This window comes from Microcystis aeruginosa NIES-2549 (genome assembly GCF_000981785.2).
Classification (GTDB): Bacteria; Cyanobacteriota; Cyanobacteriia; order Cyanobacteriales; family Microcystaceae; genus Microcystis; species Microcystis aeruginosa_C.
Genome location: NZ_CP011304.1, coordinates 1,534,308 through 1,559,504, shown reverse-complemented (window position 1 = coordinate 1,559,504; position 25,197 = coordinate 1,534,308). Strand labels below are relative to the sequence as shown.

General features: G+C 43.3%; 30 protein-coding genes and 1 pseudogene. 13 read left to right on the top strand and 18 right to left on the bottom strand.

Annotated elements, in window-relative coordinates:
• Nucleotides 1-231: 231 nt before the first annotated feature.
• Nucleotides 232-1,368 (top strand): geranylgeranyl reductase family protein, encoded by a 1,137-nt coding sequence (locus tag myaer_RS07445; RefSeq protein ID WP_046661610.1) that lies wholly within the window; start codon nt 232-234, stop codon nt 1,366-1,368.
• On the opposite strand, the gene aroB is transcribed toward myaer_RS07445, so the two are convergent.
• The gene (aroB, locus tag myaer_RS07440; RefSeq protein WP_046661609.1) at nt 1,345-2,445 is read right to left on the bottom strand and encodes a 3-dehydroquinate synthase; all 1,101 of its coding nucleotides are present in this window, start codon (nt 2,443-2,445) and stop codon (nt 1,345-1,347) included. The genes myaer_RS07445 and aroB overlap by 24 nt on opposite strands.
• A gap of 189 nt (nt 2,446-2,634) precedes the next feature.
• On the bottom strand, nt 2,635-3,030 hold the full coding sequence (locus myaer_RS07435; protein WP_046661608.1) for a hypothetical protein: 396 nt from the start codon (nt 3,028-3,030) through the stop codon (nt 2,635-2,637).
• 414 nt (nt 3,031-3,444) lie between these two features.
• Here myaer_RS07435 and petN point away from each other — a divergent pair, with 414 nt between their 5' ends.
• From petN to myaer_RS07420, 4 genes are all read left to right on the top strand, one after another.
• Nucleotides 3,445-3,534, top strand: a complete 90-nt coding sequence (gene petN, locus myaer_RS07430) for a cytochrome b6-f complex subunit PetN (protein ID WP_012265708.1) — start codon at nt 3,445-3,447, stop codon at nt 3,532-3,534.
• Nucleotides 3,535-3,550: 16 nt separating this feature from the next.
• A complete protein-coding gene (locus tag myaer_RS21570; protein WP_002736416.1) occupies nt 3,551-3,694 on the top strand; it encodes a hypothetical protein in 144 nt (47 codons plus the stop codon).
• Between the two features lie 311 nt (nt 3,695-4,005).
• Entirely contained in the window at nt 4,006-5,244 is a 1,239-nt protein-coding gene (sbcD, locus tag myaer_RS07425; RefSeq protein ID WP_046661607.1) for an exonuclease subunit SbcD, read from the top strand.
• A gap of 103 nt (nt 5,245-5,347) precedes the next feature.
• Nucleotides 5,348-6,793, top strand: coding sequence for a serine/threonine-protein kinase (locus tag myaer_RS07420; protein ID WP_046661606.1), 1,446 nt, complete (start codon nt 5,348-5,350; stop codon nt 6,791-6,793).
• Between the two features lie 6 nt (nt 6,794-6,799).
• Here the strand turns inward: myaer_RS07420 and myaer_RS07415 are convergent, their stop codons facing one another.
• The 9 genes from myaer_RS07415 to myaer_RS07375 form a co-directional block, all read right to left on the bottom strand.
• On the bottom strand, nt 6,800-7,252 hold the full coding sequence (locus tag myaer_RS07415) for an ATP-binding protein (protein WP_046661605.1): 453 nt from the start codon (nt 7,250-7,252) through the stop codon (nt 6,800-6,802).
• On the bottom strand, nt 7,239-8,234 hold the full coding sequence (locus myaer_RS07410; RefSeq protein ID WP_046661604.1) for an anti-sigma factor antagonist: 996 nt from the start codon (nt 8,232-8,234) through the stop codon (nt 7,239-7,241). The genes myaer_RS07415 and myaer_RS07410 overlap by 14 nt, the downstream gene beginning before the upstream one ends.
• A 114-nt stretch (nt 8,235-8,348) precedes the next feature.
• A complete protein-coding gene (locus tag myaer_RS07405; protein ID WP_002756971.1) occupies nt 8,349-8,999 on the bottom strand; it encodes a DUF3318 domain-containing protein in 651 nt (216 codons plus the stop codon).
• Between the two features lie 303 nt (nt 9,000-9,302).
• Nucleotides 9,303-9,932 (bottom strand): ribonuclease D, encoded by a 630-nt coding sequence (locus tag myaer_RS07400; RefSeq protein WP_046661602.1) that lies wholly within the window; start codon nt 9,930-9,932, stop codon nt 9,303-9,305.
• Nucleotides 9,933-10,105: 173 nt separating this feature from the next.
• Nucleotides 10,106-11,095, bottom strand: coding sequence for a CAP domain-containing protein (locus myaer_RS07395; RefSeq protein ID WP_046661601.1), 990 nt, complete (start codon nt 11,093-11,095; stop codon nt 10,106-10,108).
• Between the two features lie 105 nt (nt 11,096-11,200).
• Nucleotides 11,201-12,448 carry a tryptophan synthase subunit beta gene (gene trpB, locus myaer_RS07390; RefSeq protein ID WP_004163756.1) on the bottom strand — a complete coding sequence of 416 codons (1,248 nt, stop codon included), beginning with the start codon at nt 12,446-12,448 and terminating at the stop codon, nt 11,201-11,203.
• 137 nt (nt 12,449-12,585) lie between these two features.
• Entirely contained in the window at nt 12,586-15,156 is a 2,571-nt protein-coding gene (locus tag myaer_RS07385; RefSeq protein WP_046663631.1) for a DUF3536 domain-containing protein, read from the bottom strand.
• A 370-nt stretch (nt 15,157-15,526) separates the two neighbouring features.
• The gene (locus tag myaer_RS07380) at nt 15,527-15,706 is read right to left on the bottom strand and encodes a Txe/YoeB family addiction module toxin (protein ID WP_235614852.1); all 180 of its coding nucleotides are present in this window, start codon (nt 15,704-15,706) and stop codon (nt 15,527-15,529) included.
• A gap of 61 nt (nt 15,707-15,767) precedes the next feature.
• On the bottom strand, nt 15,768-16,022 hold the full coding sequence (locus myaer_RS07375) for a hypothetical protein (protein WP_046661600.1): 255 nt from the start codon (nt 16,020-16,022) through the stop codon (nt 15,768-15,770).
• 90 nt (nt 16,023-16,112) lie between these two features.
• On the opposite strand from myaer_RS07375, the gene myaer_RS07370 reads away from it, so the two are divergent.
• From myaer_RS07370 to myaer_RS22650, 4 genes are all read left to right on the top strand, one after another.
• Nucleotides 16,113-16,316, top strand: coding sequence for a hypothetical protein (locus tag myaer_RS07370; protein ID WP_103672697.1), 204 nt, complete (start codon nt 16,113-16,115; stop codon nt 16,314-16,316).
• Nucleotides 16,317-16,379: 63 nt separating this feature from the next.
• Nucleotides 16,380-16,604, top strand: a complete 225-nt coding sequence (locus myaer_RS07365; protein ID WP_002757519.1) for an AbrB/MazE/SpoVT family DNA-binding domain-containing protein — start codon at nt 16,380-16,382, stop codon at nt 16,602-16,604.
• A gap of 100 nt (nt 16,605-16,704) precedes the next feature.
• Entirely contained in the window at nt 16,705-17,013 is a 309-nt protein-coding gene (locus myaer_RS07360) for a type II toxin-antitoxin system death-on-curing family toxin (protein WP_235614851.1), read from the top strand.
• Nucleotides 16,991-17,134 (top strand): PEP-CTERM sorting domain-containing protein, encoded by a 144-nt coding sequence (locus myaer_RS22650; RefSeq protein ID WP_080949721.1) that lies wholly within the window; start codon nt 16,991-16,993, stop codon nt 17,132-17,134. The genes myaer_RS07360 and myaer_RS22650 overlap by 23 nt, the downstream gene beginning before the upstream one ends.
• Nucleotides 17,135-17,339: 205 nt before the next feature.
• Here the strand turns inward: myaer_RS22650 and myaer_RS07350 are convergent, their stop codons facing one another.
• The 3 genes from myaer_RS07350 to myaer_RS07340 form a co-directional block, all read right to left on the bottom strand.
• Nucleotides 17,340-17,747 (bottom strand): hypothetical protein, encoded by a 408-nt coding sequence (locus myaer_RS07350; RefSeq protein ID WP_046661599.1) that lies wholly within the window; start codon nt 17,745-17,747, stop codon nt 17,340-17,342.
• 3 nt (nt 17,748-17,750) lie between these two features.
• Complete coding sequence (locus tag myaer_RS07345; protein ID WP_079209156.1) at nt 17,751-18,149, bottom strand: hypothetical protein; 399 nt, start codon at nt 18,147-18,149, stop codon at nt 17,751-17,753.
• 115 nt (nt 18,150-18,264) lie between these two features.
• A complete protein-coding gene (locus tag myaer_RS07340; RefSeq protein WP_002734072.1) occupies nt 18,265-18,879 on the bottom strand; it encodes a DUF1349 domain-containing protein in 615 nt (204 codons plus the stop codon).
• A 525-nt stretch (nt 18,880-19,404) separates the two neighbouring features.
• Between myaer_RS07340 and myaer_RS07335 the strand changes: the two are divergent.
• Both myaer_RS07335 and myaer_RS07330 read left to right on the top strand, forming a co-directional pair.
• Nucleotides 19,405-19,824, top strand: a pseudogene (locus tag myaer_RS07335) (XisH family protein).
• Complete coding sequence (locus tag myaer_RS07330) at nt 19,809-20,111, top strand: element excision factor XisI family protein (RefSeq protein WP_002784929.1); 303 nt, start codon at nt 19,809-19,811, stop codon at nt 20,109-20,111. Before myaer_RS07335 ends, myaer_RS07330 begins: the two are co-directional and overlap by 16 nt.
• 48 nt (nt 20,112-20,159) lie before the next feature.
• Here the strand turns inward: myaer_RS07330 and myaer_RS21940 are convergent, their stop codons facing one another.
• The 4 genes from myaer_RS21940 to myaer_RS07310 all read right to left on the bottom strand — a co-directional run bounded on the left by myaer_RS21940 (nt 20,160) and on the right by myaer_RS07310 (nt 22,493).
• The gene (locus myaer_RS21940) at nt 20,160-20,360 is read right to left on the bottom strand and encodes a DUF5615 family PIN-like protein (RefSeq protein ID WP_235614850.1); all 201 of its coding nucleotides are present in this window, start codon (nt 20,358-20,360) and stop codon (nt 20,160-20,162) included.
• A 219-nt stretch (nt 20,361-20,579) separates the two neighbouring features.
• A complete protein-coding gene (locus tag myaer_RS21935; RefSeq protein WP_080949720.1) occupies nt 20,580-20,711 on the bottom strand; it encodes a DUF433 domain-containing protein in 132 nt (43 codons plus the stop codon).
• Between the two features lie 39 nt (nt 20,712-20,750).
• Complete coding sequence (locus myaer_RS07315) at nt 20,751-21,719, bottom strand: endonuclease/exonuclease/phosphatase family protein (RefSeq protein WP_235614816.1); 969 nt, start codon at nt 21,717-21,719, stop codon at nt 20,751-20,753.
• Between the two features lie 159 nt (nt 21,720-21,878).
• Nucleotides 21,879-22,493: a DUF1349 domain-containing protein gene (locus tag myaer_RS07310; RefSeq protein WP_046661597.1), complete on the bottom strand. Its 615-nt coding sequence runs from the start codon at nt 22,491-22,493 to the stop codon at nt 21,879-21,881.
• A gap of 222 nt (nt 22,494-22,715) precedes the next feature.
• Between myaer_RS07310 and myaer_RS07305 the strand changes: the two genes are divergently transcribed.
• On the top strand, nt 22,716-23,615 hold the full coding sequence (locus tag myaer_RS07305) for a J domain-containing protein (protein ID WP_046661596.1): 900 nt from the start codon (nt 22,716-22,718) through the stop codon (nt 23,613-23,615).
• Between the two features lie 90 nt (nt 23,616-23,705).
• Nucleotides 23,706-25,190 carry a serine/threonine-protein kinase gene (locus myaer_RS07300; protein WP_046661595.1) on the top strand — a complete coding sequence of 495 codons (1,485 nt, stop codon included), beginning with the start codon at nt 23,706-23,708 and terminating at the stop codon, nt 25,188-25,190.
• Nucleotides 25,191-25,197 lie beyond the last annotated feature (7 nt).

The window sequence follows — 25,197 nt, the reverse complement described above, 5'->3', positions numbered from 1 at the left end:
TCGAGCCGTTATAGTTTTTTTGATTATACGATTGATCAGGTGAAGATAATTGATCAATTAGCCAAAAAAGCCAGAGATTAGACTCTCTTGGACATTGGGGGATAAATCAACTAGAAACTAGAGAGGCAAGCTCAACCGACTGAGGAAGGGACAAGAAACCAGACTCAAGACAAGTTGCCCAAAATAGCGTAAATTGTCTATAAATTTGTTCAACGACTTAAATTAGTACAAATGTTTGACTGTATTATCATCGGTGCGGGACCAGCAGGAACGACGGCGGGTTATCATCTAGCTAAAAAGGGGCGATCTGTCCTGATCCTCGATAAAGCGAAATTACCCCGTTATAAACCCTGTGGTGGTGGGGTATCCCCGGCAATTAAGCAGTGGTTTGATTTTGACTTTACCCCCGTGATCGAGAATACCGTCACCCAAGTGGAGTTTACTTGGAAACAGGGGGATGCCGCCACCACTAAGTTAAATATGCTAGAACCAATGTGGATGGTACAAAGGGATCGTTTCGATGATTTTTTAGGTCAACAGGCGATCGCAGTCGGGGCAACTATCCAAGATAACAGCGAAGTTACCCAGATCAAATTCGTCCAAGATCACTGGCAAGTTACCACATCCCAAGGAACATTTTCAGGTAAATATCTGATTGCTGCCGATGGTGTTAGGGGCAATACCAGTCGCTGGTTGGGATTACCAGCGAAAAACCAAGCGATCGGGGCTACTCTGGAAATTACTAACGCAGAAGGGACTATTCCCACCAAAAAAGCTTTTTTTGACTTTGGTTCCCTAAAAAATGGTTATATCTGGGCTTTTCCCAAGTCTAATGGTTACACAATTAGCGGTGCTTGTTTTAAGGGCAGCATCAAATCCGAGGAGCTAAAAAAACAACTGTTAAATTATGCCCATCAAAAAGGCTGGAATTTAGAGAATTATCGCTATAGTGAGTATGCTTTAGCCCTTTGGAACGGAAATCAACCGCTACACGCCCAAAATGCCCTAATTACAGGAGAAGCGGCGGGTATTCTCGATCCTCTCATCGGTGAGGGTATCCGTCCGGCAATTTTAACGGGAGTTAAGGCAGCCGAGGCGATCGATCGAGCTTTAGCCGGGGATAATCGGGCTTTGGCGAGCTATAGTCGGATAATTCGGGAAGAATGGGGGGAAGATATGGCTTTAGCGGCCAAATTAGCCAGTTTATTCTATCAATTTACCCAAATCGCCTACAATGTCGCCGTTAAACGGCCGATCGCCGGTCAACTGATGGGACGTATTCTCGTGGGAGATTTAAAATACCGGGATGTTACGGAACAAGCGATGCAACAATTGAAAAAGCTTTTACTGCCCGGATTCGGTTGGTGATAACACCTCCCGCACCAGGGTGGGGGTGACTCGATCGCTAATGGTGACTTGGCCGATTGCCGTTGGTAAAATAAATCTAACTTGGCCATCTTTAACCTTTTTATCGGCAGTGAGAGCATTTACCATCTCATCGGCATTTAAAGGCGGCATACGGGTTTCTAAGGCGGCTTTTTCGATTAAATCGGTTTGACGTTGATTTTCCCCGGCGGTCCACATTCCCAGTTTAACAGCGATCGCTCCTGCCGCCACCATCCCCATGGCCACCGCTTCCCCGTGGTTAACGCTAGTATATCCCGTTAAACTTTCAATGCCGTGGGCGATCGTGTGACCATAGTTTAAGATCGCCCGCAAACCCGCTTCTTTTTCGTCTGTGCATACCACATCTGCTTTAGCTTGGCAAGACTTTGTAATAATTGTTTGCAATAGCTCGCCATCGATCTGAGAAAAACTGGCTAAATTGTCCGAGTCTTCTAACTGTTGAAATAACTCAGCATCCCAAATTACACCGTATTTAATCACTTCTGCCATTCCAGCGCGAAATTCTCGCACGGGTAGGCTTTTAAGCACGCTAGGATCAATCAGAACTAATTTCGGTTGATAAAACGCCCCGATCAGATTTTTGCCCTGGGGATGATTAACACCGGTTTTACCCCCGATGGAAGCGTCCACCATGGCTAACAGAGTGGTGGGAACCTGGACAAAATTAACGCCCCGTAACCATGTGGCTGCCGCAAATCCCGTCATATCACCGATTACACCACCACCGAGGGCAACCATAGTCGAGGAACGTTCCAGCCGGTGAGCGAGGGCGCTATCATAAACTTGGGCGATCGCATCGAGGGTTTTATAATTTTCGCCAGCGGGGATCAGATGAGTAAAAACGACAAAGCCCGCTTTTTCTAGGGAATTAACGGCTATCTGCCCGTAATAGTCAAAAATTTCGGGATTAGAAACCAATAAAACCTTTTTACCTAAGCTTAACTGGCTCATTTCTCCACCGAGATTAGCTAAACTGCCCTTCTCGATCAGAATATTATAGGAGCGATCGGGTAAATTAACGGGAATACAAATAGCCATAGGGTGTGGGGTGTGGGGTGTGGGGTGTGGGGTGTGGGGTGTGGGGTGTGGGGTGATGTTTCAGTAAACAGTGATCAGTAAACAGTAAAAAAGCAGCTCCGAGTTTGTCGCTTAATACTATTCACTGAAAACTTAAATCTGATGACTGATAACTGATAACTGATAACTGATAACTGATAACTGAGTCGGTTATTGGCGCAGCTTAGTCAACTCTAAGAGCAGACGACAGGATAAAAAACAGATAAAGCTCTCTCCCAGAAAGAGACTTAATTGCCAAGCGTCAGCGATCAAGTCTGTGGATAATTGTAGGGGAACTAGGCCGCGGACTAGGGCAAAAGCTGCCACTGTACCATCTTTGAGATGGGGATTATCATCGTTACGGACGACATAACGATAGGTGACACCGAAGAGAAATCCGCTAATTATCGCCCCGGATATCTTGACAAAAGCGCCAATTACTGTGAGCGATTCCCCTAAAAATAGTCGATCAACAATTAAAAATAGCAGATAGGGAACCAGGAAAGCCAGCGCCGAGATACTCCCCACCTGTATGGATTCGATTCTTTCCTTGAGCGTAATTTGCACGATCGCCTCTCTAAAACGGAGTCACTGATGAAGTATTATCGAAAATTTGGGTTGAAAACCTCGCCCTTTAGGGCGACTTTATGTTAGCATTAAATTGAGTCGTTGACTTTGGGAACGCAGGAAACAAGCGACACTCCGTAATCCCTAAATCTCTAACCATCACTGGTACAAAAGCTTTCATCGTAAGTCCACATGGTAAGAGCGAAAAACAATTAAATACTGTGGGACACACAGAAATTTACGCTTGGGGAGTAGTCTTTAAGAGTGCTTACCTTGTAGGTGTAGTCGGACTAGACATGAAACTGTAAGACCAAAATTAGCTTTGCTAGTAGCGGCAAGATTCAGCCCAAGAATCTCCGCGCTTTTAGGGCGGAGAGTGTCAACTCGCAAGTAATTCGTTTAACAAAGGCAATTATGGATATTTTGACACTTGGTTGGGTTAGCATTCTCGCCCTGTTCACTTGGTCGATCGCCATGGTGGTTTGGGGTCGTAACGGTTTCTAGGTAATCTATAGATACCATGGAAACATCCTTGATTCTGAACACTCTCTTTCTAGTCGCCTTAATTCTCCTCGTTATCGTCAGTGGTGGCATTCTCTACCTGACGACTACAGAATGGCGCGATCGCCGTCGTCAAGATGGCGATAAAAAATTAGGAAAATAATCCCGAACAGGTGTACTTAATTACGCCTGTTTTTCCTTTACTATAGATTTCCTGCAAAAATCAAAAATCTTCCGTTAGGTGAGGAGACGGTCGATAGGATAATCAGAGACAGGAGGATAAAAAAGACAAGAAACAACTATGATATCCACAAAACCTAAGATTATGTCAGATTTATCTGAGTTTTTAGATATTTTGACTAGATAGCGGTTTGAGAACTTACTTTTTCAGGAGGTCTTAAGTAGCTAGACGCAATTAATTAGACATATCTCACCACCTCTTGCCTTTTGCCTCTTGCCTTTTGCCTACTACTTATGATTAAAATACTGCACTTATCGGATATTCACATGGGGAGCGGTTTTTCCCATGGACGTTTAAATCCAAAAACGGGATTAAACACGCGTTTAGAGGATTTTATGGGCAGTTTAAGCCTCTGTATCGATCGGGCTATTGCCTCCCCTGTGGATCTAGTGCTTTTTGGGGGAGATGCTTTTCCCGATGCCACTCCTCCTCCTTTTGTTCACGAAGCTTTTGCCAGTCAATTCCGTCGTCTTGCCGATGCTAAAATCCCGACGGTGTTATTAGTGGGTAATCACGATCAACATTCTCAGGGTAATGGCGGTGTCAGTCTCTCCATCTATCGTACCCTAGCGGTGCCGGGGTTTATTGTTGGCGATCGCTTGACCACCCATCGCATCACCACCCGCAACGGCGATATCCAAGTAATTACTTTACCTTGGTTAACCCGCGCCACTCTCTTAACCCGTCCCGAAACCGAGGGTTTATCCTTGAGTGGGGTAAATGAATTATTAATTAACCGTTTGGAACCAGTTTTAGAAGGAGAAATCCGCCAATTAGATACAAGTGTACCAACAGTTTTATTAGCCCATTTAATGGCCGATCGAGCTAGTTTAGGAGCAGAAAGATTTTTAGCGGTTGGTAAAGGTTTTACAGTGCCTTTATCCCTGCTAAATCGTCCACAATTCGAGTATGTTGCCCTAGGCCATGTTCACAAACATCAAAATCTTAATCCTAGCAATGATCCGCCTATTGTCTATCCGGGGAGCATCGATCGAGTGGATTTTAGCGAGGAAAAAGAAGATAAAGGCTATGTTTTAATAGAAGTGGCTAAAGGAGAGGTTAAATGGGAATTTTGCCCTTTACCCGTGCGTCCTTTCCGTTCCATCGAAGTGGATGTTTCCGAGGCAGCAAACCCCCAAAAAGAATTGCTGAAAGCTCTGAAAAAATACGATATTCAGGAAGCAGTTATCCGCTTAGTTTATAAAATTCGCAGTGAACAATTAGAACTAATCAACACCAATCAGCTTGATGAGGCGTTAAAACCTGCCCATAGTTATAGTATTCGGGCTGAGTTAATTAGTCAATTAACCCGTCCCCGTTTACCAGAATTAGGGGTGGGTAATCAATTAGATCCGATGGAAGCGTTAAAAGCTTATATCGATAATAAGACAGATTTACGCGATATTGTCGATGATATGTTAGAGGCAGCCCAGCTTTTATTAAATCAACAGCCAGAAATTTGGCCGGAGTAAGAAACCTCGATTTAGCTATCAGTTATCAGTTATCAGTTATCAGTTATCAGTAAACAGTGAACTGATAACTGAAACATCTTCCCTATCCCTGTTTAAACCAGCTATGAGTTTATGTCTTAATCCTGATTGTCTTCATAACAATGATCCTACAGATAAATTCTGTCAAAAATGTCGCTTTCAATTATTACTCAAAGATCGTTATCGTGCTATAAAATTAATTGGTCAAGGAGGTTTTGGTAAAACTTTTCAAGCAATTGATGAGGATAAACCTTCTAAACCTTATTGTGTGATTAAACAATTTTTTCCTAGCGCTCAAGGCAGTAATGCTCTCAAGAAAGCGGCGGAATTATTTAAAGAAGAAGCGATTAGTTTAGATAATCTCGGTCAACACCCACAAATTCCCTCCCTCTATGCCTATTTTACCGGCAATGATGGGCGGCAATATCTTGTGCAAGAATATATTGAGGGACAAAACCTAGAACAAGAATTACAAAGCGAAGGAGTTTTCAATGAAGAAAAGATCAAATATCTTTTATTAGAAATTTTGCCAATTCTTGATTTTATCCATACTAAAAGAGTCATTCATCGGGATATTAAACCAGCTAATATAATTAGAAGAAGCAGCGATAATAAAATAATTTTAGTTGATTTTGGTGCCTCTAAATTTATGAACATTCCTAATCTTTCCCTGACAGGAACAGTGATCGGTTCGGCGGGATATATCGCCCCAGAACAAGGCAATGGCAAAGCGATTAATAGCAGTGATTTATATAGTTTGGGAGTCACTTGTATCTATTTATTGACGGGAGTATCTCCCTTTGAATTATTCGATGTGAGTGAACATGAATGGGTATGGAGACAGCACCTGATTAATAATCCTGTTAGTGTTGAATTAGGTGAAATTTTAGATAAATTAATTGAATTTGGCACCAAAAAACGTTATCAATCAGCCGGGGAAGTCCTGCAAGAGTTAGCAGTAAAATTAGCCGCAGTGATTCCGCCAAAACCCCGATCACAGGCCACAATTCAAGAAACGGTTTTGCCAGTTTTTCCAGCCGCCACCAGGGAGGAAATTAACCTCAAAAGTGCTAGGGCTATTGATTACACTAACCTACGCGATTTCTTAGCGCAAGAAAAATGGCAAGAGGCAGATCAAGAAACAGCTAATCTATTTTTAAAAGTTGCCGATCGAACTAAAGAAAAATATCTTAAGATAGAAAACATAGATAACTTTCCCTGTGAAGATTTAGCCACTATCAATCAACTCTGGTTAAAATATAGTCAGGGAAAATTAGGTATATCTGTTCAGAAAAGAATCTATGAAAGTTTGGGAGGAAGCGGCAATTATGATCAACAAAAATGGAACGATTTTGGGTCAAAAGTAGGTTGGCGAGTTAATAACACGTGGTTATACTACGATCAAATTACTTTCTCTCTCAAAGCACCCTGGGGACATCTTCCCACCCTTGTCTGGGGTGTGGGTGGTGGCATAATTCTTTTTTCTCGTCTGGAAACCTGTGCCATTGACGTAGTTTCTAACAGGGGATAAATTGACTTAAAAACTTTTCTGGAGAATTAAACAATTTCTCCCTTCGGCAGTGCGGATATATTGTAAAGTATCAGTAAAAGAACGCATGAAAAGTAATCCGCGAGTGCTTTCCATTTCCAAAGGTGCGAGGGGATGTTGTTGTAGAGAATCAAGTTTTGCTTGCAGATCAAAAGGTTGACCGTGATCCCATATTCTTATTTCTAGAGAATGGGACTGTAAAGTTAATTCTAGATCGATCAGTGTAGTCGGTGGTAAATGTTGGTGAGCGTAACGGACAGCATTAGTAAATCCTTCCGCTAAAGCCACCTTACACTGCCAAAGCGCCGAGTCGGGTAGAAAAGAACGGCCGTGAGATTCAAACCATTGTAGGACTGGGATTAAAGCTGCCAATTCCGTCCGGACTTGTAGATGGAATTGGAGGGGGGAAGAAGGGGAATTTAAGACTTCAGAAGGCACCACTGTTTTTTTGAAAGAGAATCAAAATTGTTTTAAAAATCAGTTGTAGATCGTAGCCTAAACTCCAATTTTCTTGATAGCGCAAATCTAGTTGAATTACCTCTTCAAAATTACTCACCCGAGAGCGACCATTCACCTGCCATTCCCCCGTCATACCGGGTTTTACGTCTAAACGCTGCCATTGGGGAACATCGTAGCGTTCCACCTCATCGGGTGTGGGGGGACGAGTGCCGACAAGACTCATTTCACCGGTGATCACATTCCAAAACTGGGGGAATTCGTCTAAACTGGTACGACGTAAAAATTTTCCTACCCGGGTAATCCGGGGATCATTTTTATTCTTAAAAAAAGCTCCCTCCGCTTGATTGGGGATTTTATCCTTGAGTGCTTCGGCATCCACACACATGGAACGAAACTTGAGAATTTTAAATTCCTTTCCCAACCAACCGCAGCGGGTTTGACTGAAAAAAATTGGACCTGGACTGTCTAACTTAATAGCGAGGGCAATGGGGACAAAAATAACCCCCGTGATTAATAAACCCACGGTCCCACCAACAATGTCAAGACCGCGCTTTAACCAACTGCGAATTGAGGGATGGGTTTCGGGTAGATGGTTTTCAGGGGCAGTAAGGCCGTTTTCTTGGGGTGCTAGGGGGGGGGTTTGGAAAGTCAATAATTGATCTAGTCCCGTAATCGATAAAACCCCCATCACTGGGGGATGGACGTTAGCCAGCACTAACTCGATATTTTCTGCCCTGGCCGCTTTGAGATTATGCACCAAAGCACCCACACCACTACTGTCCATAAATTGAGTGGCATTTAGATCAAGAATGACTTTTTCGGGAGTGGGTGTTTGGGCGATGAGATGGTGAAACAGATCCTTGAACTGTACTGCTTCCAAGACAGTCAAGCGTTCCGGCATCCGCAAAACTGGATACTCCATCGGAATGATCAGAAAACGTGTTTCAGGGATTGGGGAAGTCATCGACACAACGAGGTGGTTTGATAGATGAGCAAGGCCTGATGACCTACTTAAATGTTTACTACACTTTTCCCCAAATACCAATGGGTAATGTCAGAGATTACCTGTGATCATCGGCTAACGAATCTCCCCTAGGGGCGGACGGCCTTGGGTTTGGGCCTTCGCTTTGGCGGCACTCTTTCTCAGGGCATCTAAACGGGTCTCATAACGCTTACGCAGACGACGGTTGGGTGTTTGTTCGATTAGGGTTTTAAAGGCACTGCCTAGGCTCTTGTAGGCGTTGGGGAGAGAATAACCGAAACGGGTGGCCAGAGCGATCGCTTTTTCATCGGCTTCGATCGCTTCTTTGAGAATTTTATCACCATTATTTTTGCGCCAGAGACGATAACCGGAAATCCCACATAGTCCCATGGCCAAAAGTAATAATAACCCGTCCTGTACCCATAATTCCCCCACCGCACCACCTAAGCCAATAGCGAGGGCGGCCATTTCCCAGCCTTCCCGCGGAATACTATCATTTTGAATCCTGGCCACTTCATGCCAAAAGAGCAAATTACGCTGATCTATGGCTAAATTTTCCCATTTGGCTAAATCTATCTGAATTTCTACCTCGTCTCTGCCAATTTCTTCACAACGGATCAGGGGGGGGTTAACCTCTGTGGAACCTTCTACCGTTACCCAACTTTGTAATTCTGGCGGTAGTAGGGTTTTTAGGCGCCGAAGTTCGCTCATTTCGGCTCTTGCAGAGGAGGCCGCATAAGATGTCATAGATTTTTTACCTATTCTCTACCAATGACGATGATTTCTATTTTCGATCATAGCGGTCTTTTTTGTGATCTTGGCAGCTTTTAGCCCTAGGGAGTATTTTCAGTGATCAGTAATCGGTGTGGGAAGTGGGGAGTGGGAAGTGGGGAGAAACAATCCATAACTGGGTTTTTAAAGTTCGATTGGCAGTCAATCGGACTGAGTGGGTGGGTGTTAAAAATTGTCAGATACCCCCCTTATTAAGGGGATATCAACGACAAAATCTATCTTCTATTTACTTATTAAATAGACCGTAACTTTTGCCGACTAATGCTCAAATATATCTTTGTATTGCTGTAAATCTAAAGCGGTGAAGATGGGGATACAACTAAAGCATTTTTGGGCTAATTCCCATCTTTCTTCCCTTTGCAGCATCACAATTAATTTATCCCGCACTGACAGTAAATAGCGCACATCGTTAGCAGCATAACTCAGTTGTTGTGGGGTAAGATTAGCGGCATTTCCCCAATCAGAACTTTGAGCGGTTTTGTCTAATTCTATGCCTTCCAATTCCTGCACGAGACTTTTTAACCCGTGACTGCTAGTATAAGTCCGAGCCAGTTTACTGGCGATTTTGGTGCAGAAAATCGGTTGCGTGGCAATGCCAAAAGTATGGGACAATTGAGCCACATCAAAACGGGCAAAATGAAAGACTTTTTCTATCCGCTCATCTTCCATGACCTTTTTGAGATTAGGAGCCTCTGTTTGCCCCCTAAAAATGCGAATAGCGGTGACAAAACCACTGGGGTCACAGAGTTGAATTAAACACAGTCGATCGCGCCCCGGTACTAATCCCATAGTTTCTGTATCTACAGCGATCGAATTAACCCCTAGATAACGCGATAATAGGTCATCGCTTAAATCTTGATCGCACACTTGAAAATTGTCTAAGTTCATATATTTAGGAGACAGGAGACAGGAGATAGGAGACAGGAGATAGGAGACAGGAGGGAAATTTGTAATGCTTTTGCCTATCGCACGACTGCCTTTATTTCCCTGATAACTGATAACTGAAAAGGCTGATAGTTAAAAACTGCTAATTAAATTTAAATATCATCGGGGGGATTTTGTCAATGCTTTTTAACAAAAAGTTGTGTAAAATAATATTCACCAGCATTATTTTTAGCGATACCGATACCGGTGAAATTATAATCACCAACCATATTTTTTTGATGACCAGGACTATTAATCCAACCCTTGACGGCAACACTCACGGGGTCAGGATATCCCTTCATAAAAGCCAAATTTTCGCCCATTTTTTCTAAAGGAATCTTCCTTTGTACTGCCTTGACTCTTCCCTCAAAACCATCATGACTAAAAGGAGCCTGTTTATTGGCCATTTTTTGACTAAATAAGCGAGCTTCGTGACTAATGCGAGCATCGAGACGTAGGGGTGGTAAATTTTGAGAAATTCGGTAGCGATTAACTTGATAATTAGTGTTTTCTTCGAGGGTAATAAAAAAAGATTGATTCCCGATAGGATCATAGCTAAGGGGATTAGTAGAAACGGGAGCGGATTGACGTTTTAAAAATATTTGAGTAAAGTACAATTTTCCTTGATTATCCGTCGCTACTCCAATCCCAGTACTATCAAAATCTCCCTCGATATTTTCTCGATGACCTTGACTTTTAATCCAACCATCCACAGCAATCATTACCGGGTCCTCATAACCTTGATTAACTGCCAGATTTTCCCCTACTGCTTGATAGGGAACTGAAACACCAATAGTTTGCGCTCTTTTGTCAAAATCTTGATGACTAAAAGGAACTAAACCCGCGGCCATACGTTGGCTATGTAATCTTGCTTGTTGCGAAATTGCCGGATTTAACAGTAGGGGAGATAAATTGCGAGATTGACGATAGCGATTGACCTGTTGATAGATTTTATTCTCTAAAACAAGTAAAGTTGCCGCATCCACAGGAGAAGGAGAGGGAGAGGGAGAGAAAGATGGTACGAGTTCCGTAAAAGAGTTATAGTTTAAGGCACTACAGGCCATTAAACTTGTCGATACAAGCATCAAAATTCCTAACTGATAACCCTTCTTAAAAGAACTTTTCATATTAAGCTAGTCTGGAACGAGGAACAGGTCAAAACGAATATCAAATTTAGATGCACAATAGCTTATCCCTCTCACTGATAACTGATAACTGATAACTGCTCACTGTTAACCATTCATCGATAAATATTTAGCCACCGATTGCACATCTTTATCACCCCGTCCAGAGAAATTAATAACAATGCGAGGACTACCGGTCACTTGTGGGCAAAGAGTTTCTAAATAGGCTAAAGCGTGGGCAGTTTCTAGGGCCGGAATAATCCCTTCTAAACGGGAAACTCGTTGAAAAGCTTCTAATGCTTCCTTGTCCGTCACACTGTAATATTCAGCGCGACCACTATCTTTTAAAAAGCTATGTTCTGGCCCGACTCCGGGATAGTCTAAACCGGCACTAATGGAGTGGGCCTCGATAACTTGACCTTCGTTATCTTGTAATAAATAACTCATGGCCCCATGTAGAACCCCCGGTTGACCTTGGGTAAGGGTGGCGGCGTGTTTTCCAGAAGCGATACTTTCCCCGGCGGCCTCAACACCAATTAAACGCACGGCAGCTTCTTTAACAAACTCATGAAATAAACCCATAGCATTAGAACCACCACCCACACAAGCGAGGAGAATATCCGGTAAACCGCCCCATTTTTCCAGACTTTGCTGACGAGTTTCTTGACCGATAACCGCATGAAAATCGCGTACCATCATCGGATAGGGATGGGGACCGGCCACAGAACCGAGGATGTAGTGAGTGGTTTCCACATTAGTTACCCAGTCGCGAATCGCTTCCGAGGTGGCATCTTTCAGGGTTCCCGTCCCGGCGGCCACGGGTTGCACCGTCGCGCCAAGCAGTCTCATGCGGAAAACATTGAGTTCTTGGCGTTCCATGTCGTGAATTCCCATATAAATCACGCATTCTAGACCAAAACGAGCGCAAACCGTAGCGGTGGCCACGCCGTGCTGTCCTGCTCCAGTTTCGGCGATAATTCGCTTTTTACCCATGCGTTTGGCTAATAAAACCTGACCAAGGGCGTTATTAATCTTGTGGGCCCCGGTATGGTTTAAATCTTCCCGTTTTAGGTAAATTTGCGCCCCAGTGCCGTCAGCTTTGGCATAATGGGCGGTGAGACGTTCGGCAAAATATAAGGGACTAGGTCTACCGACGTAATCCTTGAGCAGTTGATTTAATTCGTCTTGAAAATCGGGGTCGTCCTTATACTGATTATAGGCCGTTTCTAGTTCACTTAAGGCTGGCATCAGGGTTTCTGGGACGTATTTGCCCCCGTAGCGTCCAAAACGCCCAAAAGCATCGGGATACTGGGTTACTGTGCTGGCTGAGGCGGTATAAATCGGCGTGATAGTCATGTAAACCTTCGATGAGAGACTTGTGATCTATTATAAATCTAAGGGTTTAGTCTCTGGGTTAACCTGAGTTTCAGGGCAATCATCGCCTAACCTACTTAATCATCAAAGGGTGAGCATTGCCCACCCTTTGACTGATTTTACAGCCAAATACTCACATCAACTTTTAACACCTGTCCTAATAGTAATAACCATTTTAATTGAGTCATCGGCCAGGGACAGGAAGCATCTATTGAATTAGACCGCAAACAATTAGGAACTAGACGCTCGTGGAAATAATTATAGTATAATTCCTGAGAGCGATCGAGGGATAATCCTAGGTTTAATTGTTGGCTAACTTCAATTAAACGGGTGATTAAGCGAGTATCCTCCTCCGCCGTTAAAGGATCGCCATCGTGTAATAATTTCCAAAGAGATTGCCAGAGCAGACTTTCTAAGGTTTGACGCGCTTCGGGAATATTTAATTGACAGCGTAAATGATTGGCTTCCTTAGCAATAGCCAATAATTGATCGAGATTATTTTCCGTCGCTTGCCGCTGCTCAAAATCTTTTTCTAGGGTATTAATCACCTGTAAACAACGGTGAGAAATGGCAATATCGGCCGCTACCTGTAACTCTTGAGGTACGGGCAGCTCATCCCGTTGGAAAGCCGCTAAAATGCCGTAATTATCCCGATAAACTTGGGTGTATAATTGATCGAGACGTTTTTTAGTTTCGGCTGTCACCTTCTGCATGATCCGGTGTCTTTCGTCGGCAAAAAGATGGGGTAAAGCAAAAAAGTTTTCTCCCAATCCGCGCCCCATTTCTACGATCATGGTTGAGACACTGGCCTGTTGTAAAGATTCAAAGAGATGGTCCTTAAGATTGGTATAGATTAACCGACCGTTAAAAGGTTGAATACAGCAGTAAAAATCCCAACCTCCTAAATGTAGAACAGCAAAGACAAAATGTTCACTTTCTTGGGTAATTTCCGAGGTTAATTCCACCTGTCCCACCGCTAAAGTTAAAGACCCGATCGCTTGTTTTTGATAATCTAATTGACGGGTATTGTAACAATAAATCCGATGATGACTGGGATAATTGGTAAATAGAGAACTAATAGCGTAATGGGCCGCCACCTGTTCCAAATCCACCCGCGCAGAAGTGACCAATTGTCGATAGACATCAGCCCCATCTTGATATAACTTAACGTTACTGGAAGCGAAAGCTAGACGACTGAGGAAATTCATTTCTAATTGAATTCCGGCCACTTCTCCGGCTAATTCCAGGGCCCGGCCAGCATATCTCAAAATTTGCGTGCCTTCAGGTCGAGAAATTTCCTCAAAAAACCAGCCACAACTGGTAAACATCAATAAAGCCTGTCTTTGCATTTCTAATAAACGCAAAGCATCGATTTTCTCGCTTTTACTCAGGTTGCGACTTTGATGCAAAGCGAGGAAATGTTCGATCGCGTCTGGGGATCGATCTAAAATAACTGCAATGTAGTCATCCCTTGTCTGCCAAGGATCCCGGAAAAATTCCCGTCCCTGAATCTCATAAACCTTAATTAACTCATCTCTGAGCCAATTTAGGGACTCCCGCAGGGGTTTACGCCATTTTTGCTGGTAATTTCCCCCTCCCCCACAACCACAGTCATCCTGCCAACGATTTACGCCATGGAAGCAACTCCATGCGGTCACGGGTTTTAATTCCACTTCCCAAGTGGGGGGGCAAATACTGAGATAATGGGCAAAATTGGTGACTGTCCAGCCGTTTTTAGGGAAAGATTCCGTAAAAGCATAGCTAAGACACTTCTCTGTCCCCTGTTTGTGGTGGCCGAAGGTTTCCCCATCGGTAGCGACGCTGATTAACTGGGAGGGACGATGATCCCCTTTAATTGCCTGTCCCAGACGACCGACGAGAAAATCACTGCTGGCTAGGACATCATTAAAGCCCATATCCCGAGAAATTGGACCATCGTAGAAGAAAATATCCAGATAACGACCATCGGGGATGTAACAGCGATAGGGACGGGTGGGATCGATTTGACCTCCGGCCACCGCGTGCCATTGGGGATGGGGATCATGGTCGCTAGGGAAAGGACGACAGCGCAGGGCCTGGGAAGGGGCTAAAATGGTGAATTTAATCCCCTCATCGATTAAAGCTGTCACTGTGGCTAAATCAATGGCTGTTTCCGCTAACCACATTCCTTCGGGATCACGGCCGAAACGATGCTGAAAATCGGCTTTTCCCCAGCGAATTTGGGTGTATTTGTCCTGTTTGTTGGCTAGGGGCAGAATGATATGATTATAGACCTGGGCGATGGCGTTACCATGACCGTTTAAGCGTTGACAACTTTTTTGATCCGCTGTCAGGATGCGTTGGTAAACTTCGGGATCATGGTATTGCATCCATGACATTAGGGTGGCCCCGATGTTAAAGCTGAGATATTCGTAGTTATTGACTATTTTGATTACTTCCCCCCGGTCATTGTAAATGCGTGCAAAAGCATTGGCACGATAACACTCGTGATGGATGCGTTCATTCCAATTATGGAAGGGATGGGCGCTCGGTTGCCGTTCAATTCTGTCTAGATAGGGATTTTCTCGCGGTGGTTGGTAAAAATGTCCGTGAACCGTGATATAAACTCCGTGAGCGGTTTTCAGGGGATCGACCCCCGTATCGGTATAGGAATAAAAGGTTGTAGAAGGATGTTCAACAAGATAAGTCATGGAAATGCCTAGAAAATCGTTTTTTTTTGAGCGAAAATAGCTGTAGAATGTGGCGACCTGATGTTTAAAAAAACTGAAAACCTGGCCGTTTTTCACGGCCTTGGGGTCACAGTATCACATTTTATTTTCCTAGCAAAGCTAAGGTTAACAATTCGCAACTTCTCTATACACAGCCCTAAGTAATACTAATTTTTGTTACAAAATCTAGCTTTTTCGGGTAAGTTGTTGACTATTGCCATCAGCGTTCTACCCTAGGAGAGATGCGATCGTTCCTTCTCTTGCCCCAAAAAGCGATCGACCTTGGCGTTCCTATCCCAAGCAATGGCAATTTTAAAGTTTAATCAACAAAATAACAGCGATCGCATTGAGCCTAGTCATAATGAAATTTACAACTGATAATAATAATTTCTGTTTCTGTAATTTTATAAACTAAGCGATGTTCATCATTAATGCGTCTTGACCAATAACCCTTGAGTTGATGTTTTAAGGGTTCGGGTTTACCGATTCCAGAGAAGGGATGGCGCAATATGTCGTCAATTAAATCAACGATTTTTTAATAGAGTTTTTTGTCTTCTATCGCCCATTCATTGAATTGTTTAAAAGCTTTCGGATCAAATACTATATTTTTCACGCCATTCTTTTACGGCAATTGTCACTAAGTTTTCTTTATTTTCTATTCTGTCAATAGCTTCGGATAATTCACGCTGATTGGCTTCTGTTGAAAGAAGATATTCGGTTGTATCGGGTTCAGGATCAGATACTAAAATAATAATATCCACATCTGTTCCTTCTTCTAGTTCCGTAGAATAAAGCTCTATTTTTCCTTCTCTGCCAACAATTCCTTTCTGTTTAATCGCTCTAATCATGATTTTTTCTCTTAAGATGTCAAACAATTATGGCTATTATATCAAAATCAGCATGAGTTAGAACTGTTGACAAGAAAAGCGATCGCACTAATGACACTCAAAGAGATCCCAGTTTTAAAGTTTAATCAAGAAGATGACAGCGATCGCACTACCTTCTTCGGCATCGCACTGACAGCTGCCATCAATGTGCATGGTGCGTTCCCCAAAAGCGATCGCTTTGTAGCAGGACTTGCATTAGGAAACGCACCCTACAAGAGCGGCTTTCACGATCGGAAGTCTTTTTCTTTAAAATAATTCTTTGGGCAGTTAGTTATGTTATAACATTTGTCATAACATAATTACGGAAGGTCATAGGTTATGACAAGTCTAACGCTCCGAAAAATCGGCAATTCCATAGGTGTGATCTTACCGAAAGAGGTTTTATCCCGACTAAACGTAGAGGAAGGAGATCAGATTTATATCACGGAATCGCCAGATGGATACAGAATTTCTGGCTTTGATCCCGATTTTGAAGAAACCATGAAAGCTTTTGAAGATACTTATTCTCAGTACCGCAACGCCTTCAAGGAACTCGCCAAATAATGATCGAGGAACCGAAATGGTTATCGAGCGATGCGATTAGGGTGATTCAGGAAATTTTAATCGCTCGAACCGGGGGACTCAAGGAGTTTTAAACCCAACCCTGTTAGAGTCCACTGTCAATAAGCCAAAATTCTTTTTTCAGTACGAACCCGAATCATCGATTTTTAAGTTAGCGGCGGCTTATGACTACGGTTTTGTCAAAAATCATTGCTTTTGCGATGGTAATAAACGTATAGCTCTGGCCACCGTTTCAACTTTTTTGCGAAAGAACGGCTATCGCTTGAACGCCAGCGAAGCAGAAACGGTCACTTTCTTTCTTGGTCTTGCCGGTGGTCTCGAAACATATAAGGAGGGTTTGGCCAGATTGACCGATTGGATCGAACAATATGCGATCGAACTGGAAGATTAACGGCGATCACTTGTATCAACCAGTGCCTGAACCATCCTTAACTATCCTGGGTACAGGAGTGGTTTTAGGTGCTATACCTTTTCTTAAAAAAGGGAAAAAGGACAAGGAGAAAGATGTCTAGAAAATAGCGAGGGAGACAAAATTATTTGTAGGACGGGTTAGCGGTAGCGTAACATGATCAGTCCTTGGATTTCATGCTTCTACGTTCTTCGGCATCGCACTTAGACTGACAGCTGCCATCAATGTGCATGGTGCGTTCCCCAAAAGCGATCGCTTTGTAGCAGGACTTGCATTAGCGAACGCACCCTACCAGAGCGGCAATCATACTATTCCCAAGTTAGAGTTATACCTTCTAGGTTACATACTCTTTGAATAGTTTCTAGTTTACTCTCAGTCAATTTCCCAAATAGGTGAACTCTCATTTTATGCTTAGGATAATACTGTCCATAACTCTTTATTTGCCCGATCGCTGATTTCCAGCCTTTTGTATTTTTAACTTCAATTATTTCAGTATTAGTTAAGACATCTATTCTACCTACCTTATCAATGTAAACCTCGGTTTTTCCTCCTAATTCTCTAGCAAGTTCGTCCCGATACCAAGCCTCTGTCCCCTTTACAGGAGTATTTATCTCCGGCTCAATAACTATGCCATTAACCTGATTAATAAAGTCCCGAATTGCTCCTCTTACTAATTTTTGAGCAGCATTGGGGGACTGTCTTTTCCGTTTAGCCATTACTTATTCAGTGAATAATTTAGAGATACCATATCCAGCCAAACCAATTACTGCTCCTACTGCCGCAACGGGAGCCATCGTCACTGCAACTGCCGTCCCCCCTACTGCTAATCCCATACCTCCAACTAATGCTGATATACCGGCTCCAGCACCCGCACCAATTGCCGCTGCTCCAATTGCCGTTGCGTCTTGTTCTTCTATTGCTTTTTTGGTTCCGTAAACTGCTGTGCCGACAACTGCTCCTGCCGCTGCTACTGGAGCCATACCGACTCCTAGAGCAGTTCCTCCTACAGCAAGTCCCATACCGCCAACTACTGCCGATGCACTAGCTCCAATCGCTGTACCCACTCCCACTGAAATCATTGCTTCTTGAACTTCTTCTGGCTTATTTTTGTCCATTATTTTTGGCCTCATTAGCTTCGGGTAATTATGAAACTCTAGCATAAGACAGACAAGCCGTGAACCACAACAAGCCAGGCGTTAAGGCGCATAAGTGCCAGTCAGGTGCATACGGTTGTTAGCTGGCTTCCGGTATTGCCAGCCACTGATTGTCTGAGATTTCCAAGGTTTTGAAACAACAGCGAAACGCTTTGCCTATCGGGCTGCAGGCATACACTCCGATTTGGCAATCGTCGGCTATCTTGTGTAAGTGTGTGATCCGCATTTGCAGCCAAGCCTGCCCATCATAAGAATTCTCTAGCAGAAAATCGCTCCCCCGTTTACTGATGCGATACCACATTTCGCGGTATCGTGAAGAAATGTCTTGCGTTGCCCAATCAGAATATCCCAAATTGGTCACCACAGAACCAAGCCGACTAGCTTGTTCGCTTTCATATTCCGTGGAAACTTTTATCCAATTCTGACTGTCAATCCGCACCATTAGGCCACATTGATCATATTTTTCCCGAGGCTGAAATTCTACTTGGGTCATTAGGGAAAAATCCCCAACTTGTCGCATCAATAAGCAATGCCCATCATCTCTTTGAAAACCATAGTGTGTGTTTTGCCAAAAATCAGTTTTTTCATCTGTAGAAATTTCCAAGCCATTACCCAAACGATAATGCGTCGGCTCGTTGAGCCAGTAAAAATCATCTGACAATGCTGGCTGTAAAAAATTTTCACTAAGTCGCATAATATCGCTCCTAATCAGATACATCGTGGTATTACGAGGCCAGCTAACCATTGATTATACAGAAACTTTCCGAATAACCAGAGTAAGGATATGGGGAAACTTTCGGCATATCACCCCGTTTTGTAGATTCCTGACAATCAGCCGAGATACAAAGAACTTTTCAGCGACCATAGCACTAATTCTTCAATCTGACTGCACTTCGTAACAAAAATTTACAATTATTCGACGGCACTCGCACTCCCGTCCGTCGCTGTGCCTAGACGTTTTTAGCTTATAATCATTCAAATCTATCGCTGCAGCGGTAGGACTTGCATGAGGGAACACACCCTACCAGATCTGCACTGAGTTCCGTTGTTGCCTTGTTAGGATTAGGAGGATTAGGGTTAGTCTCTAGCCTGACCAAGCGAAAATAGAAATAGTAGGGTGAGCATTGCCCACCTTACCGCTTTTGCGGTCATAATAAATCCGAATTAGGGCGAACTGTAGTAGAATAGAAATCGAACCTCTTAAGCAGGGTTTATAAGGATGTCCAGACGAGACGATCTACATTTATCATTACGTCATACTTTAGAAAAAGAGGGTTGGAAAATCACTGATGATCCTTTAATTCTAACCTTAGAAAAAACCTTGCTTAAAGCTGATTTAGGAGCAGAAAAGTTTTTTGCTGCGGAAAAATAAGAACGTAAAATTGCCGTAGAAATCAAAGACTTTGATACGCCTTCAGTTATCAGTGAATTAGAAAAAACAATAGGACAACTTCAATTATACCAATGGGCTTTAGATTCACAAGAACCTGAAAGAAAACTTTTTTTGGGCATTAGTCAAGCAGTTTATTTAAAACACTTCAAAAAAGCTATTTTCCAACTGGTTATTAAACGTAATAGAATCAATTTAATTATTTATAATCCTCAAAAGGAGATAATTTGCGAATGGATAACACAGTAAATTATGCCGATATTCTGACTCAAGTTATCAGAAAAGAGTCGGCGATGCAACCTCGATTACAAACCCTTAAAATTACCCCAGTTTGTGATCCAGAATCAGGCAACTTTTTAATAATTATGACTGGTTGGGAAAAAGAAGCGTGGATTAATACAATTTTATTTCACGCTCGTTTATTGAAAAATAAAATTGTCATTGAAGATGATAATCTTGAAGAAGGATTAACAACCAATTTAATTCAAGCTGGGATTCCCCCAGAAGATATTATTACTGGACTTTCCCTAGAGTAAGGCAGGCATTACCCACCTTAGCGATATCGCAATGAATGTTAGGAAAAATTATCTAAATGCTTCAATTCTATCTAAATAGACATTAACTAATTTATGTTCAATAACCAAAGCTTCAAACTCTGGCCAAATACGAGCTAAAAACTGATGAAATTCTCGTTTTCGTATATTGCCAAAACGGAGATGTACTACTTTGGGTGCAAAAAAATTAAGCATTAGTTGATCGGAAAAGTCTGTATCTTTCGTAACAATAACCAGTTTTTTATCCTTTGCATATTGCTAAATTTCCGTATCCCTTGGACTTCTCCCTAAAAATGATCGGTAAAGATGGAGTAAACAGGATTTTAGCTGGTAAATTTTCATCAAAGAAAAAACCATTCATGCAATTTTTCTGACTTCATAGTGATTCGCCATCAATCTTGCTGCAAATTGCCTACAGGCATAAATATCTTCTCGATTCAGAGAAGGATATTATTCAATTACTTCTTCAATAGAATCCCCTGCTCCTAAAAATTCCATAACTGTTTGCACCGGAATTCGGGTTCCAGCTATAACAGGTCTTCCATTACAAATATCTGGATTGATATGGATACGACTTTCCATTAAGGTTTTGTTACCTCCGTTATGAGGGGCTAAAACAAGCTACGTCACTCGTAGTTTTGCAATCACTGGACGATGATCAGATACACCTGAAGGCAGTGTGATGACCTGATCAACCCTGACATTTTGACTGACGAAAATGTGGTCAATGGGAATTTTTAGAGCTTGTTTCCAATGATCGAGATGGGATAGCGATCGCGCTCCGTCAGCGTAAAACCAGGTTGGATTTAGTCCATGCCCTAGATTGACACTGCGTAATCCTGAGTTAATGATAAAGTTGCGAAAATAAATCGACCAGGAGGTGAGGTTAAAGTCACCCATCATCACGGTGGTGATTGACTGCTGTGCTGCATAGGCTGCCAGGGCTACCATCGCCTGGTTACGATTGATAAAGTTAGGTATGGATATAGGGGCAAGGGGATGGGCAACAACAACCCGAATGGGGTGTCCTGTCACATTAACGCTTGCGAATAGGCTATGGTGGCGGGTTCCCAAGTTATCAGTCGTTGCCTCTGTAATGGGATAGCGGCTAAATAAACTCAGTCCGCCTCCCGTTGCGCGGTAATAGTAAGGATAAAGATCCTGCACCTTGTCTAGTAGCTCTGCGGCTTGCTCCTTGAGGGGTTCAACTAACCCGAATATATCTACGGGATTTGCCCGAACTAGGTTAGTCACGGCACTGGTCTCCCATAGTTGGTAGTTGACGTTGTAGGTCATTACGGTCAATGGGAGACCACCAGTTCTAGCATCTCGGAACCTCGGAACATACCAGGTAGCAATTGTGCTGACATAAAACCCCAGCCCTACAGCTAAGGTGATCATCAATTTCCGGCGGGAAGGGCGGAACCTGGGTAAAAACAGAGCCAACAGCAATATCAAAGTCGAGGCCGCAAACCAAAGATAGCCTGCCCCCAAAATCTCAAAGAGCCACAGCTTGTACCATTCTCCAGGGGTGAAGCTGATTAGCAACAGGCTAAGTGCGATCAACCACAGCAAAATACTGGTCAGCATAACATCTATTATTAGACGGATTTATTAGGTGAATCTTTAAGTTCTCCAACCAGTTTATAGGGTGTACAAAGAATCGGCAACTCAGATCTTGAGACAAGCCGTGAACCACAACAAGCCAGGCGTTAAGGCGCATAAGTGCCAGTCGGGTGCATACAGTTATTAGCTGGCTTCTGGTATTACCAGCCACTGATTGTCTGAGATTTCCAAGGTTTTGAAACAACAGCGAAACGCTTTGCCTATCGGGCTGCAGGCATACACTCCGATTTGGCAATCGTCGGCTATCTTGTGTAAGTGTGTGATCCGCATTTGCAGCCAAGCCTGCCCATCATAAGAATTCTCTAGCAGAAAATCGCTCCCCCGTTTACTGATGCGATACCACATTTCGCGGTATCGTGAAGAAATGTCTTGCGTTGCCCAATCAGAATATCCCAAATTGGTCACCACAGAACCAAGCCGACTAGCTTGTTCGCTTTCATATTCCGTGGAAACTTTTATCCAATTCTGACTGTCAATCCGCACCATTAGGCCACATTGATCATATTTTTCCCGAGGCTGAAATTCTACTTGGGTCATTAGGGAAAAATCCCCAACTTGTCGCATCAATAAGCAATGCCCATCATCTCTTTGAAAACCATAGTGCGTGTTTTGCCAAAAATCAGTTTTTTCATCTGTAGAAATTTCCAAGCCATTACCCAAACGATAATGCGTCGGCTCGTTGAGCCAGTAAAAATCATCTGACAATGCTGGCTGTAAAAAATTTTCACTAAGTCCCATAACATCGCTCCTAATCAGATACATCGTGGTATTACGAGGCCAGCTAACCATTAATTATACAAAAACTTTCCGAATAACCAGAGTAAGGATATGGGGAAACTTTCGGCATATCACCCCGTTTTGTGGATTACTGACAATCAGCCGAGATACAAAGAACTTTTCAGCGACCATAGCACCAATTATAATTCTTGAGGTAACTGAGCAGACTAACTAAAAGTGGCGATGGCGGAGCAAATTCTTTCTCTACTCTTGTACTTAATTCTCATTTTAACGGCTTTTTGGTTTATTAGCCCCCAAAAAAAGCCCCGTAGTCATCCCGCCTATCATCTTGCTTGTTTACTAGAAGATGCTCCTGAAAGCTCTTTAAAGGGTCAATCTTATCCCCTGGCTACTCCCTTGGCTACCCCGATCGCCTGTACTGTTCCCCAGGTGTGGCGCAGTGTATATAGGCAGTCTCTGGCAAAACCGGATGTTAATTATTGGCAATGGCGCGGTATGCCCGAAAATGAGCAGTTTTGTCGGGAATTAGAGGAATTATTGCAATTAAATCCGGCTAGAGGTTACGCTAAGGAAATTCTGGAAAGTCTAGCCTTGGGTCAAGATCCTTTTTATCATCTTTACTGGGATCTAAAAGCGATCGCTAATGGTAACTTTAACACTATTGGCACTAATAAACTGGCTGAGGGCAGATTTGCCAGGCGAGATTTGCGAACTCATCAGCAGATGCGGAGGGATTTTCGTCAATGGCATTTACAAGCTTGTCAACAGTTGGGAAAAGAGCGGGTTAAAGCGGTTTATCGGGTGTGTTATGGGTCAGATTGGTTATTAATCGCCCAAATTCTCTATCCTTCGCCCCGTTCCTTGGCCGTGATGATTATAGAGTCCGCTAATCCCGTTTGGTGGCGAGTTTTGGGGATTACTCCTTTTAGCACGACTAGCCGGATTGAGAACAATTATAAAACTCTCTTGTGTTATTGGCATCCCGATCGCAATTCCCATCCCAATGCGACAGAAATCACGGCCCATCTTAATCGCGCCTACGATTGTTATCAAAGTTTTCAGGAGATGAGTAGTCAAGATAATGCACCTTTGTGGACGAAAATCCGTCGCTGGATTCCTTAGACTTGACTCTAGTTTTTCCCTTGACTTTTTCCTTAACAAAAGAATGTTAGTCTAGGAACAATTTATGACCACGCTTGCACTCTCAGGGTAATGAATCTAGTGCTTTTAAACAATCGCTACCAAATTGTTAGCACCCTTGCTAGGGGGGGATTTGGGGAAACTTATATCGCTATCGATACGAATATGCCTTCTCAACGGCGCTGTGTGATTAAAAAATTGCAGCCGGCTATTCAAAGTGAGGAGATGCCAGAATGGTTAAAAGAACGTTTTCAGAAAGAAGCAAGCGTTTTAGAGGAATTGGGAGAGCAAAATCGCCAAATACCCCGTTTATACGGTTATTTTGCCCAAGATAATCATTTCTATCTGGTGCAGGAATGGATTGAAGGGGAGACACTAACCCAAAAACAGCAACGACAGGGAAATTTATCTTCCTCGGTAGTGCGGACGATTTTAGAGAATTTACTGCCTGTTATTGATTTTATTCACAGTCGCCGCATTATTCACCGGGATGTGAAACCCGATAATATTATCTTAAGAAATAGTGATAATTTGCCCATTTTGATCGATTTTGGGGTAATGAAAGAAGCAGTGGCCACCTTACTCGATCCTACGGGAAAAAGTGCCTATTCGATCGCCCTTGGCACCCCCGGTTATATGGCTTCAGAACAGGCTGCCGGGAGACCGGTTTTTTCTAGTGACCTTTACAGCCTAGGCTTAACGGCGATTTTTTTATTAACGGGAAAAACGCCGCAATATCTAGAAACTGACTCGCGCACGGGGGAAATTCTCTGGCGACAGGAGGCAGAAAATGTTAATCCTAATTTAGCTATGGTAATCGATCGAGCGATCCGTTTTCATCCCCGGGATCGGTTTGCTACTGCGAGGGAAATGTTAGCAGCTTTGGCAGAAATATCCCCCGATTTGTCCACCCAACCAACTATCGCGGTTTCTCCCCATAGTCCCCGATTAAAGTCCTCTACACCCCCAAAACCAACCGTCTCCCCCACTGTGGTTATTAAACCCAATTCTGGGGAAAAAAAGAATCCTTGGCTGTGGATTTTGCTGATTTTTGCGGTGACAATTGGGGCTTTTGCCCTAGGATATCGGGGATTTATGGCTATTTTTCCCAAAAATGAGCAAATTAAACCATCACCAACCCCCGAACCTTCTCCTATTCCTGAAATCATTCCTCCTCCCTCCCAAGATTTTCCCCCTATCCGACGACCTTCTCGTCAACGGACTCCCATTTATTCCCCGACTCCCACTCCATCCCCTACTCCCACCCCAGAGGTGATTCCTAGTCCAGAAGCGACTCCAGAATTAACTCCTAGTCCCACCCCAGAAGAAGTAATTCCTATTCCTGTTCCCCTTCCTGAAACGGAGCCGAGTCCTCAAGTTTCTCCCCTTCCTTCCCCTTCTCCTTCTCCTTCTCCTTCCCCTTCCCCTTCTCCTTCCCCTTCCCCTTCTCCTGTTCCAGAGGTGATTAATCCCCCGGTTAATGAGGATAAAATTGAACCGATCGCTCCTCCTGTTTTATCACCTTCTCCTCTTCCCACGGTGGAAAATAGTAATTAATCTAAAA